Origin of the sequence: Bdellovibrio bacteriovorus, from assembly GCF_001592755.1 — a bacterium.
In the GTDB taxonomy this organism is placed as follows: Bacteria; Bdellovibrionota; Bdellovibrionia; order Bdellovibrionales; family Bdellovibrionaceae; genus Bdellovibrio; species Bdellovibrio bacteriovorus_E.
The window spans coordinates 1-13,522 of sequence record NZ_LUKF01000018.1 but is presented as its reverse complement, the minus strand read 5'-3'; the positions used below and the strand labels follow the sequence as shown (position 1 = coordinate 13,522).

Genomic DNA, 13,522 nt, shown 5'->3' with positions numbered 1-13,522 from the left:
TCAGTTTTTTTGATGAAACCCCGCTGCGATGGCGGGCTGAGTTAACTTTGGCAATGCTCCCAGTTTTTTATTGTTAAAGCGTCTTGAAAGTTCAGCAATGACGTCAGACCAATTTCCCTCCGGGCAAATATGGGACATAAGACTGCGCGCTTTTTCTAGCTCGACGAACTGCTCTTGAGTGAGTGTTAGCTCAATTCGCACTGAGCTATCCTTTTGCGGTTGGATTTTTTCATATGTTACAATCGGAAGATTCATTTCCAAAGCCAAAGTCTTTTGCGTATCGAATGTGTTCATATTTTCAAGCTTGCTTAATACGTCCAGCGTTTTTTGCGCGGAAATTCTTTCGCCGGACTTCTTGCTCTCATTAAGACACTTCTGAATTTGCGTTAGCTGCGATAAGTTCAGCTTACCAGTTTCAATTTTCTCCGCAACGGAAGGAACATTCTTCAAAAGACGGGCAGACTGCAATCGGCGATAAGCACTTCCCTCAGAATATCCCAGACCACGTGTAAGATACGCATACATTCCATCATAACCTAGATCCGTATAAAGCTTGCGCGAATCAATCTCAGCAATATGCCACAAAACCAAATGAGTGATCTTACGCTCCGTGCGCGCCAATTTTTCCATTCGAAAGATCAATTCATCATTAGAAATATTTTGAAGATTCATATGCACCTCGCAATCAAGGCGACTATACCACAGGATTTTCGAGTCGATTTTTCGACTTTTTCTTAATGAGCGCTCGATGCTTTATAGGTCGGTTAAATAAATTTAAAGATGCTTAAAATGCTCTAGCTTTGATGATTTTCTAAATTCTGAGACCGGTCTTGGATTATAAAGTAGTGTTGATTCATTGAGGGATTAAAGATTCAAAAAAAGGGCGCAAGAGAAAAATACATTAATTGTGAAATCAACGCAAGGCGCCCTCGCTGCGGGGTTTGCCATAGCTTCATCCTGATTTAGTGTCAGTAAATTATTTTTCCTCTCGTCCACTTTGCTCTCCAGAAGTACAAGTACTTCTGGAGTTCCTACCCTGTAGGGGCCGAATAGATAGATAGATAGATAGATAGATAGATAGATAGATAGATCTGCCCGATGCAAGCTTGTGGACTCTAAACAACATAAAATTCGAGAAGGAAGATCGTCGGGTCAGATCGTCAAATGTTCCTTTTGAACTATCGACGTATGCCCCAACCATACAAATCGATATAAATACTATCATTGATAAAAGCGAAGCGCAGTCTGCCGTGATGGGAACCCTCAAACCATGGACGGAACTCTACGCGTGTAAGGCACACTTGTCCGGGAGCTATCATTGGCGGGCAGTTGCTTTGGGCCCAATAGCTGGAGCCCATAATAAAGACTCCGCGTAATTGAACCGGATCAGTGCCGGTGTTTCTTAATGTGAAATCGACCCAGCGGCTGAAGTTGATCCACTGGCTTCCGAAGTTGTATGAATAGTAGCGATCGCCTTTAGCTTCGATTTGACCTGTTTGTGTTTTGATCTCTACCGGAGTTGGAGCGGCGAAAGAAGAGACTGACAAAAACAAACCTAAGAAAATAGGCAATAGAACTTTCATACAAACCTCCGACACCTTTATTTTTTACCAATAAGAAATTGGTCGCAAAGTTTTTCCGTAGTATGCTTTCGTTGTCATGAATGAGTCTGTTTGGTCCCCCATGAAATTATCTTTGTACCGGTCCTTCTGGATCTGTGCGTTTTTGTCAAATTTGGGGACGTGGATTCAAGATGTGGCGGCCAGCTGGGTGATGACACATTTAAATACTTCTCCACTTGTCATTTCACTGCTAGCCTTTTCGACGAATCTTCCGGTTTTGTTCTTAAGCATTCCTGCTGGAATTGTGGCTGATCTAGGGCATCGCCGACGCATCTTGCTTTTTGCGCAAGGTCTTATGTTTTTAGCCGCGGGTTTGCTTGCCTATCTAGTGTGGCAGGAAAAAATCACCGAACTCAGTTTGTTAGCGTTGGCCCTGACAATGGGGATTGGATTTGCAATGACGAATCCTGCGTTTCAATCTGTGCTAACAGATTTAGTTCCGCACCCGATGCAGCAGCAAGCTGTGCTTGTGTACTACATGGGAATTAACATCACGCGAGTCTTGGGGCCGACAGTCGGCGGTGGTTTACTGAGCGCCTTCGGTCCAAGTACGGCTTTCTTAGTAAATAGTATTTCCTTCTTGGGGCTCATTTGTTTTTTCTGGATTTGGCCCGTGAAAGAAGAACGTGCTGAAACAAAAAAGAAAATCACTCTGACGGAAGAAGACTGGAAGCCTCTTTTCTCTCTTCATAATTTAAAACTGTGGGTGGAAATTTTCTTTGTCACTTTTTGTGCTTCATCAATGTGGGCACTTTATCCCACGCGCGGACGGGTCGAGATGGCCTTAAATTCCTGGCAGTACGGATCACTCTTAGGATGCTTCGGCTTAGGAGCTTGTGTTAGCGCGTTTCTGTCAGAAAGGATCATGCAACCTCATCGCACAAACAACTCGCTTGCGGGTTCGTACATTGTTTATGCGTTGGGAATTTTATTGCTGGGTTTAGCTCCCAACTTTGCAGTTCTGTGTTTGGCGATGTTCTTGTGCGGAACAGGATGGCTTGTATTATCAACATTGATGAACATGAGCTCTCGCCAAATCACGGGCAAGTCCCATCTCAAAGCAACGATGCTGGGAGTTTTTCTGGCGGTCTTTTATGCGGGAATGGCGATCGGTTCGGTCAGTTGGGGAGCGGTGGCTCGTTTAGGCCAAACTTCGTGGGCGCTAGTCATTGCTGCCGTCGCGTTGGCCTTGATCGGATTTGCGAAAGGACTTCGCGCGCGCGTTTAGTGAACGCGGTGATTGCGAGGTTCTTTTTCAGAAGAGCAGCAAGGGCATTGAGCTTTTTCTTGTAGCACATGAAACTCGGCCGCTTGTTCATAGCTAAATTCCAAAGCTCCGCCACAGATATCGCAGTTATTTACAGCTTTACGATAGTCCTCACGCTTATTGAATTCTTCAGTTGGAAGGATATTGAATTTAAAGATTTCCATGGGATCTCCTTTACTGCCTTAGCACTGCGCACTTCGGCGTCTTAATACTCTTATCGGTGCGCCTCGTCTCAACTTGAGACTAAATTTGCGGTCATTGAGGCGGTTTGAGCGCTGCATTACGTCCGGTTTTATTAGTCTATAGGCGAAGGTCTAGGTAAAATCCCTGCCATGAAAGACTATATCCAATACCTGCAAGAAGTCTTAGGCCTGCAAAACGTGATGCTTCCAGCATCTGAACCTGGTTCTACGAAGGCTCATTTCTTCACTCAAGAGGGAGCTTTTGAACCTACATCCGTGCAGCAAAAAGAATTGGTCTTTCTTAATATCCTGACTCAAGCCAAAGAGAGTTTCTTTCTGCCTGAAGTGCGCGATCTTTTCGACAAGATGAAGGCGGCGATGAAGCTCAAAAATATACAAGTACTTGAGTTGGATTGCACAGTGGAGGATCGTTCGCAGCTGCCCTCGGAACTTGCGCAGATTTGTGAAAGTCGTGTGGTCGTCGTTTTTAGTTCGTTCCCTAAAGATTTGGGAGAGTTGATTTTCAAAGGCCCCGGAAAGTGGATTGAAACCTACAGCCCGGCCTATTTACTTGAAGATGCGGCGGCAAAAAAAGTCGTTTGGAATGACTTGCAAAAAGTAATGAAGGAACTGGGGTTATGATAAAACTCGTCGCCATTCTTTTCGTGACTCTTTTTCTGACAGCTCAAGCGGAAGCGGCCTGCACCTTGGCTGTTACTATCAACGAAGCGATCACAGCCTCAACCTCAGATTATTTGGCTCGCGCCGAAAAAAGAGCAAAAGAGCAAAAATGTGATTCATTATTTGTGCGAATGAACACTCCAGGCGGAAGCCTGCAAAGCACGCGCTTGATCGTAGAGCAAATTCTAGCTTCGGATATTCCCTATCTCTGTTTGATCACTCCCAGCGGAGGCGGAGCGGGAAGTGCCGGAGCGATTATTCTTCAAGCATGTCATGTGAACGGTGGCTTAACAGCGACGAATATCGGTGCCGCAACTCCGATTCTAGGAACTGGCGAGGCCACTCCTGAAGACTTGCGTAAGAAAATCATCAACGACACTGTCAGCTGGCTTGAAGGTGTCACGCAACTGCGCGGTCGTAACTTGGAATTCGCGAAAGAAATTGTCACGGAAGCAAAATCTCTGAGCAGTGAAGCTGCTCACAAAGCCAAAGCCTTAGACATCCTGGCGCAAAACGAGTCCGAATTTTTAAAACAATCGGAAGAGCGAACAGTTTTAATAAATGAAAAAAAAGAACTGTCGGTGAAAGTGGGCGAGTTGCAAGAATTTGCTCCGGATCTTCGTTATAAAGTTTTAAGTTTTATCGCAGATCCGGAATTTGCTTATCTTCTTTTTATGGGAAGCTTGGGACTTCTTTACGTCGAAATCACTAATCCCGGCATGATTGCTCCCGGAGTGATCGGTGGGATCGGTCTTGTGCTTTCGCTGGTGGCATTTCATAAACTGGATGTCGCGTGGGGCGGCTTAGCGTTGATCCTTCTGGGAATCGCGTTCCTTATCTTAGAGATATTCGTGACTAGCTTCGGCCTTTTGGGAATCGGTGGCTTGGTCGCAGTTTTCGTTGGAAGTTTATTCCTCTTTGACGCTCAATCCACGGGGTACACTTTGCCACTGTCTTTGATCATTTCTGTTGTTGCCGTTCTGGGAGTCTTCTTTTTAGGAATAGGCTACCTTGCTTTAAAAACAATTCGTCATAAGAGCAAAGACGCCGACGCTGATTTAGCGAATCACACCGGTGTTGTGATGACCGTCGAAGCCCTCGGTCATCGTGGGCAAATTCAGATTATGGGTGAAACCTGGATCTTCGTATCTGAAGACTCGTTGCAGGTGAACGACCGCGTGCAAGTCACCGGTCGCCAAGGTCTTACATTGAATGTAAAAAAAGTTTTATAAGGAGATAATAATGGAATTTTTAATAGCCATAGTCATCATCGGTGGAATCATCCTAAGTTCCATGGTCAAAATCTTAAACGACTGGGAGCGCGGTGTTGTTCTTCGTCTAGGTAAAGCTGTCGGCGTGCGTGGCCCCGGTCTTATCCTACTTATTCCTTTCGTTGAACGCATGATTAAGATCGACACACGTACAATCGCCATGGACGTGCAACCTCAAGACGTCATCACGAAAGACAACGTGAGCATGCAAGTAAATGCCGTTGTTTATTTCAAAGTGATTTCTCCGCTAGAGGCGATCACAAAAATCGAAGACTACTACTTCGCAACAAGCCAGCTTGCGCAAACAACTTTGCGTTCGGTGATGGGACAATATCCTTTAGATGACGTGTTAGAGCACAGAGATAAGATCAACTCGGCTCTTCAAGGTATCTTGGATAAGCACACAGAAGCTTGGGGTATCAAGGTCACGATGGTGGAAGTAAAACAGATCGACCTTCCCAAAGAAATGCAAAGAGCGATGGCACGTGAGGCGGAAGCAGAGCGTGAACGCCGTGCGAAAGTTATTAGCGCAGAAGGTGAAGTTCAGCGTGCACAGAAGCTTCAAGAGGCTTCAAACACTTTGGCAGGTTCACCTTCCGCTTTGCAGCTAGCTTACCTGCAAACATTGACCGAAATCGCGGGGGACAAGACGAACACGGTTATCTTTCCTTTGCCGCTGGATATCATTAAGCCACTTTTGGATGCCCAAAAGCAAAACTAGACTTTCATCTGCGCTCATCTGTGCGGTTTAATAGGGGGGTAAGGCATGAAGCCTTGCCCTTTTTGTTTTAAATCTTCATGGATGGAGTGTCAGTGAAACTGATTTGGGCGTCTTTGTGTTTCATCTTTGTGTATGTCAGTTTTCTTTCCGACGCGCAATCCTCCCTCATCGCAGGGTCGGAGCTGGTGCGTGTTCGTCTTTTATCTACGACTCACAAAGTTCAAATTTCTGGATTAGGTCTTAAGTTCCACAACCTGGATCGCCCGTATCGTCAAGTGGCTATTCCCGATAGCGGCCAAGCCGAAGTGCGCCTGATGGAAAGAGCCGGCAAAAAAGTTTGGTCCCTTCGTATTAACAATAAAGATCCAGAGACTTTGTTTTCAGAAAAGTTTTTATACATTCAAGGTGAAAACCTGCGCGTGGGCTCGCAGTCATTGCCCCAAAAAGTTCTGCTGCATGCAAGTAAAGAAAAAGTCGATGTCGTGGGTGTGATGCCTTTAGAAGATTATGTCGTCGGAGTTCTTGCTAGTGAAATGCCGTTGTCTTGGCCCATGGAAAGCTTGAAAGCTCAAGCGGTCGCTGCAAGATCTTATGCCTTAGCTGTCATGAGAGAAAGAAAAGACAAGCCTTACCATTTGGAGAGCAGCATCTTAGATCAAGTCTTCAGGCATGTTCTTGCGGAAGACGAAAATGATCCGCTTATTAAGAAAGCTCTTCAAGCCGTCAAAGAAACTCAAGGACAAAAGCTGTACGCTTCTAATGATAAAGTGCTTAAAGCCTTTTTCCACTCTGATTGCGGTGGGAAAACGACGACAGCAAAGAGCGTTTGGAATCATGGTGTGAATACGGGAGTTGCTACGGACGCTTCATGCCCGACAAATCCTCGTGCTAACTGGAAGCTTTCTTTAAGCAAAGAGGAATTGCATAAGCGTCTTCAACTGCCTCCCATTGCTAAAATTGATTTCATTCGCAACAAAGAAGACAAAAGAGTTCTTAAGGTCAAAGTCGCGATGAATGATTCTTCAGTTGCCGAAATTCCCGCCAATGATTTCCGTCAGAAAATAGGCTTCACGGAACTTCGCAGTACAATGTTTACAATGAATAAAGTCGGAGAGAATTTCGTCTTCGAAGGTCGGGGGTTTGGCCATGGCGTGGGTTTATGCCAGTGGGGAAGTCGCGCACTGTCTCGTTCCGGTTACGATTATAAACGAATCTTAACACACTATTACCCCTTGGCTCGACTTAAGTAAATACAGCTCTTACGGGGTTCCTCCGAAAAGTTGGTTATGAATAAATCAACTTTGTTAGTCGGTATTGTGATCGCAAGTTTTTCAACTTCAGTTTTAGCTACAGAGGCGGAGGCGCCTTGTATCGACTGTGCGGGCACGGAAAATAAACCCGTAAGTTCACTTAAATCTTTCGCGCAAGCATTGAACTCCGGCAACACGCATTGGATTGATGGCTATTTTTACGCGGACACAAAGGTTGTCGGTAAAGAGTTGGATGTGACGTTTAAAAATCCGAAAGACCTGCAGCTTTCCCAAGACTCGCAAAGCAAAGTCAATTCGGCTTATCTCGCATTTCTTTCGCAAAAAAGTTTGAATGACGCTGTCGCTTACGCACACAAGAGTGGAGCTTCGTTCAATCATGAAGAAAAACTTTTGCTTCTAAGCATGATAGGCAGTCGTCTTTCTGCGGGTTACAGCGCGACGGGCACCGAAAATAAAAATCTAGAAGCCGTCTATCAAAACGCCGTTCGTCAGCAAAAAGAGGGCGGCATCTGCGGAGACATTCATCGCGTTCTTGGTGAAGTCGCGAAGGGCTTGGGTTTTGAAGCCGTTGGTCATCACAACGGTCAGTGGCAACAGAATCTAGATAAAGACAAAGTCGGTGGACACGCGATTCTTCATTTCCGTGATCCTAAGACAGGAGAGTACTATGTGCAAAACTACTCTCAGCTTTATAATACCAAACAAAAAACTCTTCAGTCTGCGGTGGATGTTTCGTCAAAAATTATGGGCGTCTTAACGGGCACTCAATACATCGAATCTCGTCCGGGCAAAGTGCATGAATATGTCCCTGCGACCTCGCAATGGGTGCAAGAGTCCATTAAAGGTGTCGCTTTGTTTAAGCCTGATCAAAGTGCTTTCACGGTTCGCGCTTCGAATAACGAGCAGACCATTGCTATGCAATTAGGAACTAAGAACGTAAAAGGTTTTATGTTGGGCACTCAAGTTCGTACGGATGAAGGAACTTATCGCCTTGAGGCGGCAGGTCTTTCCGCGCGCACAGGAGCAAGCATTATCTCTGACGGAAAGTTGATTGATGAAGTGAAAGTGACTGCCGAAACATATGGAGGCACGCTTCGCTTGACGGCTCCCGGGTTTGATCGCATGACAAATACTTTCAAAGACGGCGAAAGAAGCACATTGTTTTTTGGCTCAGACTTAAAAGGTTCTGCGCGCATCAACAATACGACGGGCAAAGTGGAACTCAGCACTTCGACATTTGATTTTAAACCCAAAATCGGAGACCAAGATAAAAATGCGACGTCAGGTGTTCGCACCGAATTAAAGGCCGGCGTAGAGCATGAATGGAAAGAGCTGAACTTAAAAGCCTCTGCCGATCGTACGTGGAGCTTCATGCCGGTGCAGCTAGAGCAGAAACATCGCCCCGAATTCCAAACGACTTATGACCGCGTCGGTGTGATCTACGACACAAGCAAACCCGACAGCAAGGAAGCGTATTTAGTCGTAGGTGCTGACGTGTACTTCTTGGAAGGAGTGAATACCTCCTCTGCAATTGCTGTTCGCAATTCTATTAAAGCCGTTTTGCCCACAGAGAAGTTAGGCACTTTCAGTGTCAGTGCAGATTTAGGCCGTATTGTGGACAATAAAAGCAAAGATCCGTTTTACGATATCAAACCGGCGTCGACGGTCTCTGTTGAGTGGACGAAGAAGCTGAATAAAATGTTCGAATTGGGTGCCAATGTGTCTTCTACGCGCGGGAACCAAATCACGCCGTTTGGAGTTATCGGTCCTGTATCACCAGTGATGGGAACAACACAAAGCAAGGTGCAAGGAATGGTCTTCCTGCATGGTAAGTTCTAATAAATCGGGAAGAAATGAAGTGCTAGAAATAAAAAAAGGAGCTTCGCAAGGAAGTTCCTTCGTAAAAGTTTGGAAAGTCTAAATTCAGTTAAATTTTAGAATCCCAAAAAGACTCGAGCTGCGAACATAAAAACTGCGCCCAAGATCAATGCATTAGTTGCTGTGATAGTCATGACTAATTCCTTTATATTTTCGCTACAATCCCATTTCGGTAAGGTGAGGAAAAATCTTAAATATTTTCTTTTTCGTCGAACTTTTTGCCATCTCAAGATGTGACAGTAGTGCCCATTTTGCGCACCTGCCACAGACGTTAGACGACAACCAGAGTGATGTTTCAACACGAGAATAGTGACTATTGTATTGTAGTTCCAATAGTTTAGCGCAGTTTTAGTGGGTTGGCACAAGCATCGCAATAGTATCCTCGTGAGCGGTCCCTTTTAAACCGAACTGCTTAAAGAGAGGCTGACATGAAAACATTCAACTCAAAACTGATCCTAACGATGGCAGCATTCGCACTTATGGGCGTAGGTTGTGGTCAAAGCAATCAGTTCCAAACGAATTCAGTAGTTCAGCCACCACTCATTGGCGGAGAAGGCATCATCCCTGATTCTCCAGATGGAAGTGGCACGAACACTGGCAACGGTTCTACGGCAACAGGTTCAAACACTGTGACATTCACTCCGGTGTCTATCTCAGAGTTTAACTCTTACGTAGCAATGCATCCGTTGAACAACCCAACGAACTTTAAACTGACAGTTGATTTGAACAACGCAGGTAATGGTAGATACGCAGGTGTCGTAAAAATCTCTTACGTAGACACTGGTTACCAATATGAAGGTAAGTTCGAAGCGGGTTCAGGCACAAACGTAAGCTATAAAGGTATGAAAGATAACGGTTTGATGGAAGCTGAGTTCAACAGATGGTTCATCATCAATGGTAAGTACTACTTCTCTGCTTACTTCCAAGATGCTTATGGTGCGATCGTTCTAGTAGTTGATAACTATATTAACCAAGGTGATGCTCAAGGTTCAGGAACATTGTCGGGCTCTGTTTACTACAAAAACTTTGCTCAATCCTATGTTCAACAATCACCTTACAGAAAATGCTGGTACATCTATGACGGTCCTTACAACTGCCGCGCTTCTGCAGTGATGAACAAAAACACTCCATACCCTGGAGACGGTTACAGAAAGCTTGGTACATTCTCAGGACTTTCTAAAGCAGCAGCGATCAAATAAGAGTGATGAGATAAAGAAGTAGATTTAGGTAAAAGTTTAATTAGGAATAAAAGAAAGATTGGAAACTAGGAGAAATTTATGGAAAGACTTAACAAAAAGACTTTAAGTTTTCCAGCAATGGTATTCACAAAAACTTTAGCAGCGCTGGGAATCGTACTAACACTGGCAGCGTGTGGTAAAGGCGATGGCGGCGGAACTACGCCGATCGTGGGTATCAATGGTTGCCAAAACTGCGGCGGTATTACAGCTCCGACTGTAATCACAACATTCAGCAGCCAGGCTTCCACAAATGCATTTACATTGTCGAATATGCAAGTGTACGCGCAGGCCGGTCTGATCCAGCCGAACGCATCAGGTTACAACTATAAGTGGTACAACGGTCCGATTGCGATGCAAGGAACTTTGACTGTACCAACTACGTTCTACGACACAACGAACTCTGGCTGCGTGGTTCCAGCAGGAACTTACTACTTACAGACATACTCTGTAGGTCAGCTTGGGAACCTAGGTGCGAACGTATCAGTTCCAGCATTGCTAACAACTGCGGGTAACATCGAGTTGAAGATCGAATCTACAGGAGTTGCTGGTGGCGGTTTCGTTGATGAAGGTCGTAAGCTTTATGCAAAAGTAACGATCGTGCGCGCGAATGGCTACGTATGTTCAGCGATGTTTGCTGATACAATCTTGTAAGATTAAAACTTAAGAATAACTTGCGCCCCAAGGATAAAACCTTGGGGCTTTTTTATTTCAAAAACCTTACATAATAATTGCTTGCGCTTAGAGGAAAGTCTAGGTCTAATATCGGTATGGAATTACCTCTTTGGATCGACTTCTTTGATGAGCTTCAAAATGTCCGGGGACGTTCTCAGAATACGGTGATGGCATATCGCCGTGATTTAGAACTCTACATGGAATACAAAAAAACCAACAAAACGGTGAGCGGATTTTATGAGTTTATGAAGAAAAATAAACTCTCCACGCGTTCTCAAGCGCGCGTGATTTCTTCTCTGCGCACATATTTCAAGTTCTGCGAGACCCGCGGGATGAAATGTGAGGAGCTTCGTGAGCTTCGTCCGCCGAAAGTGAAAGTGGGACTTCCTAAAGTTTTAACTCCCCAAGAATTTCAAATGCTTTTTGATGCGGCCGAAGTGCAAGATCCTATTCGCACAGCTCGCAATCAGCTGACTTTGCTTTTCTTGTATGGATTAGGTTGCCGCGTTTCTGAATTGATTGCTTTAAATATCGTAGACTTCAATCCGACCGATCGTTGGATCAAGGTTCTGGGTAAAGGCAGCAAAGAACGTTTGGTGCCTTTGACAGAAAAGCTTGCGGAAAATCTAACGACTTATCTTAAAGAACATCGCCCGATGTTAGTGAAAGAAAACAGTCCTTCGATCTTGATCAATGATCGTGGGCATCGTCCTTCACGCGTCGATGTATGGAGATGGTTGGCTGCCTGGTCTTTAAGAGCAGGATTCCCAGAGCCTGTGAATCCACATCGCTTCCGTCATGGATGCGCGACCGCTCTTTTAGAAAGTGGCGCCGATCTTCGTTCGATCCAAATGTTGTTGGGTCACGCAAGTATTCAAACCACCCAGATCTATACAAGTGTGACGACAAATACGATGTCGCGCACGATTGAGGAACACCATCCGCTTTCGCAGATGGCCGAAGTGGACAAATAGATCGTCCGAACCTCGAAGGGGCTTCTGAATAAGAAGCCCTTTGTTTTTTTCGTAAGTCGAGATTTCTTTTGCAAAGTCGTCTCGGCATGAAAATACAGTCTTTAATTCGTGAAAATGATCGTCTGGTGCCAGTGGAAGTCGAACTTTCTTTGATTCCTGGTTTGCCGCAAATTCAATTCTTAGGTCTTCCAGATCAAGCTATCAAAGAAAGCATTCATCGAATCAAAAGTGCCATTCGCGCTCAAGGTTTTGAATTTCCGAAGGCACAACAGATTTTAGTGAATCTTCGACCTTCGCATTTGAAAAAGTCTTCGCGAGGGTTGGAACTTGCCGTGGCTTTGGGTTTACTTTGGGAAAGTGAACAAGTTCCCAAGCCTGCGGAAGATTCTGTTTTAGTCTATGGAGAATTGTCATTAAACGGTTCTGTCTTTGAGCCCGACGATCTGACAGAAGATTTTGAAACCAGCGAAGACCGTGTTGTGTGGACAGGGGCGGGAAGTCATCGCAAAACTCCTTTTATGCGTGCCTGTTTGAAGGAGCTTCGTGATTTGCTCGCGCCTGAAATTCATCCTGCGGTTGCGCGAGAATATCTAATTGAAAGGCCAGCATTCGGTTTAGATCTTCGTTTTCCTGAAAGACAGGCCGAACTTTTAAAGCTCATTGCGATCGGCGAACACTCGTTGTTATTGGCGGGACCTGCTGGTTCCGGCAAAAGCACCATCGCAAAATCTTTGTTGTCTCTATTGCAAGAACCTTCGCAAGAAGACTTTCATGAAATCTTTCGCAACAACAAAGAATCAAAAATCCCATTGAATTGGCGTCCTATGGTTCATCCCCACCATTCAACATCGCCCCTCGGTTTGATAGGTGGGGGTGTGCCTCCTTTTAAAGGAGAATTTTCTCGTGCCCATAAAGGCATCCTCGTTCTTGATGAACTTTTGGAGTTCAATCCACGCGCCCAAGAAACTTTGCGTGAACCTATGGAAGAATTCCGCATTCGTCTTAGACGGGGAAGATATATTGAAGAACATCCTGCGGAAGCGTTAGTGATCGCGACGACAAACTTATGTCCCTGCGGTGATTGGGTTCCGCAATCCAAAGTGGTTTGCGGTCGTTCGCTAAAGAAGTGCCAGTCCTATATGGAAAGATTGTCAGGGCCTCTCGTCGACCGTTTTCAAGTTCTGTTCTTTACGCAGAAACGCGAAGGTGGATCCACGGTACTGGGCGCAGATATATTAAAACACCTTGAAGAGGTTCGCCTTTTCAGAAAGAAAACTGCTCTTCACGATTTGAGATTTAAGAAGGTTTCCGCGCGTTGGACTTGGGAAGAGCTGATCGAGGATCTTCCTCGCTTTTATCTAGAAGAACTCTTTCCCAAAGAGATGATCTCTCGTCGCAGGGATTTGGCAACGCTTCGCGTTGCGCGAAGTTACGCCGATCTAGAGATGTGTGAAAAGCTCGAACCCCGGCATGTAGAACGCGCTCTGAAAGTCACGTACGTGCCCTTTGAGGCTTTGAAACGCCTAGGTTGTTAATCGGTTCTCTGCAGGCTATCCGTCTTTCCAATTGACTTAAAGACACCTAAACCTTAAATTGAGACTCCTTTTTAAGGTGGTGTAGCCAAGTGGTTAGGCCGCGGTCTGCAAAACCGCTCACGCCGGTTCAATTCCGGCCGCCACCTCCAAATTCCTTCTCAGAAAATCGGTAAAATTAGATAAGTAATTGGGTTCTCTTCACGCAACTGT

Annotated in this window: 13 protein-coding genes and 1 tRNA gene; 11 read left to right on the top strand and 3 right to left on the bottom strand. The window is 45.2% G+C overall.

Annotation, left to right across the window (positions count from 1 at the left end; all coding sequences use genetic code 11):
• Positions 1–672: a hypothetical protein gene (locus tag AZI85_RS14245; RefSeq protein ID WP_063244705.1), complete on the bottom strand. Its 672-nt coding sequence runs from the start codon at positions 670–672 to the stop codon at positions 1–3.
• A gap of 506 nt (positions 673–1,178) precedes the next feature.
• Complete coding sequence (locus tag AZI85_RS14240) at positions 1,179–1,583, bottom strand: hypothetical protein (protein ID WP_063244704.1); 405 nt, start codon at positions 1,581–1,583, stop codon at positions 1,179–1,181.
• Positions 1,584–1,659: 76 nt separating this feature from the next.
• On the opposite strand from AZI85_RS14240, the gene AZI85_RS14235 reads away from it, so the two are divergent.
• Positions 1,660–2,850: an MFS transporter gene (locus tag AZI85_RS14235; RefSeq protein WP_063244703.1), complete on the top strand. Its 1,191-nt coding sequence runs from the start codon at positions 1,660–1,662 to the stop codon at positions 2,848–2,850.
• Here AZI85_RS14235 and AZI85_RS14230 read toward each other — a convergent pair.
• A complete protein-coding gene (locus tag AZI85_RS14230) occupies positions 2,847–3,053 on the bottom strand; it encodes a hypothetical protein (protein ID WP_063244702.1) in 207 nt (68 codons plus the stop codon). The genes AZI85_RS14235 and AZI85_RS14230 overlap by 4 nt on opposite strands.
• A gap of 168 nt (positions 3,054–3,221) precedes the next feature.
• On the opposite strand from AZI85_RS14230, the gene AZI85_RS14225 reads away from it, so the two are divergent.
• The 10 genes from AZI85_RS14225 (at position 3,222) to AZI85_RS14180 (ending at position 13,461) form a co-directional block, all read left to right on the top strand.
• Positions 3,222–3,713 (top strand): hypothetical protein, encoded by a 492-nt coding sequence (locus AZI85_RS14225; protein WP_063244701.1) that lies wholly within the window; start codon positions 3,222–3,224, stop codon positions 3,711–3,713.
• The gene (locus AZI85_RS14220) at positions 3,710–4,984 is read left to right on the top strand and encodes an NfeD family protein (protein WP_063244700.1); all 1,275 of its coding nucleotides are present in this window, start codon (positions 3,710–3,712) and stop codon (positions 4,982–4,984) included. The genes AZI85_RS14225 and AZI85_RS14220 overlap by 4 nt, the downstream gene beginning before the upstream one ends.
• Before the next feature lie 10 nt (positions 4,985–4,994).
• Positions 4,995–5,744, top strand: coding sequence for a slipin family protein (locus AZI85_RS14215; protein ID WP_063206678.1), 750 nt, complete (start codon positions 4,995–4,997; stop codon positions 5,742–5,744).
• A 92-nt stretch (positions 5,745–5,836) separates the two neighbouring features.
• Positions 5,837–6,994, top strand: a complete 1,158-nt coding sequence (locus tag AZI85_RS14210) for a SpoIID/LytB domain-containing protein (RefSeq protein ID WP_253721005.1) — start codon at positions 5,837–5,839, stop codon at positions 6,992–6,994.
• A gap of 36 nt (positions 6,995–7,030) precedes the next feature.
• Positions 7,031–8,854, top strand: coding sequence for a hypothetical protein (locus tag AZI85_RS14205; RefSeq protein ID WP_063244699.1), 1,824 nt, complete (start codon positions 7,031–7,033; stop codon positions 8,852–8,854).
• A gap of 467 nt (positions 8,855–9,321) precedes the next feature.
• Positions 9,322–10,092: a hypothetical protein gene (locus AZI85_RS14200; RefSeq protein WP_063244698.1), complete on the top strand. Its 771-nt coding sequence runs from the start codon at positions 9,322–9,324 to the stop codon at positions 10,090–10,092.
• Between the two features lie 78 nt (positions 10,093–10,170).
• Entirely contained in the window at positions 10,171–10,782 is a 612-nt protein-coding gene (locus AZI85_RS14195) for a hypothetical protein (protein ID WP_063244697.1), read from the top strand.
• Between the two features lie 116 nt (positions 10,783–10,898).
• Complete coding sequence (locus tag AZI85_RS14190) at positions 10,899–11,777, top strand: site-specific tyrosine recombinase (protein ID WP_063244696.1); 879 nt, start codon at positions 10,899–10,901, stop codon at positions 11,775–11,777.
• 86 nt (positions 11,778–11,863) lie between these two features.
• Entirely contained in the window at positions 11,864–13,312 is a 1,449-nt protein-coding gene (locus AZI85_RS14185) for an ATP-binding protein (protein ID WP_063244695.1), read from the top strand.
• Between the two features lie 75 nt (positions 13,313–13,387).
• Positions 13,388–13,461: transfer RNA gene (locus AZI85_RS14180), tRNA-Cys, on the top strand.
• Positions 13,462–13,522: the final 61 nt, after the last annotated feature.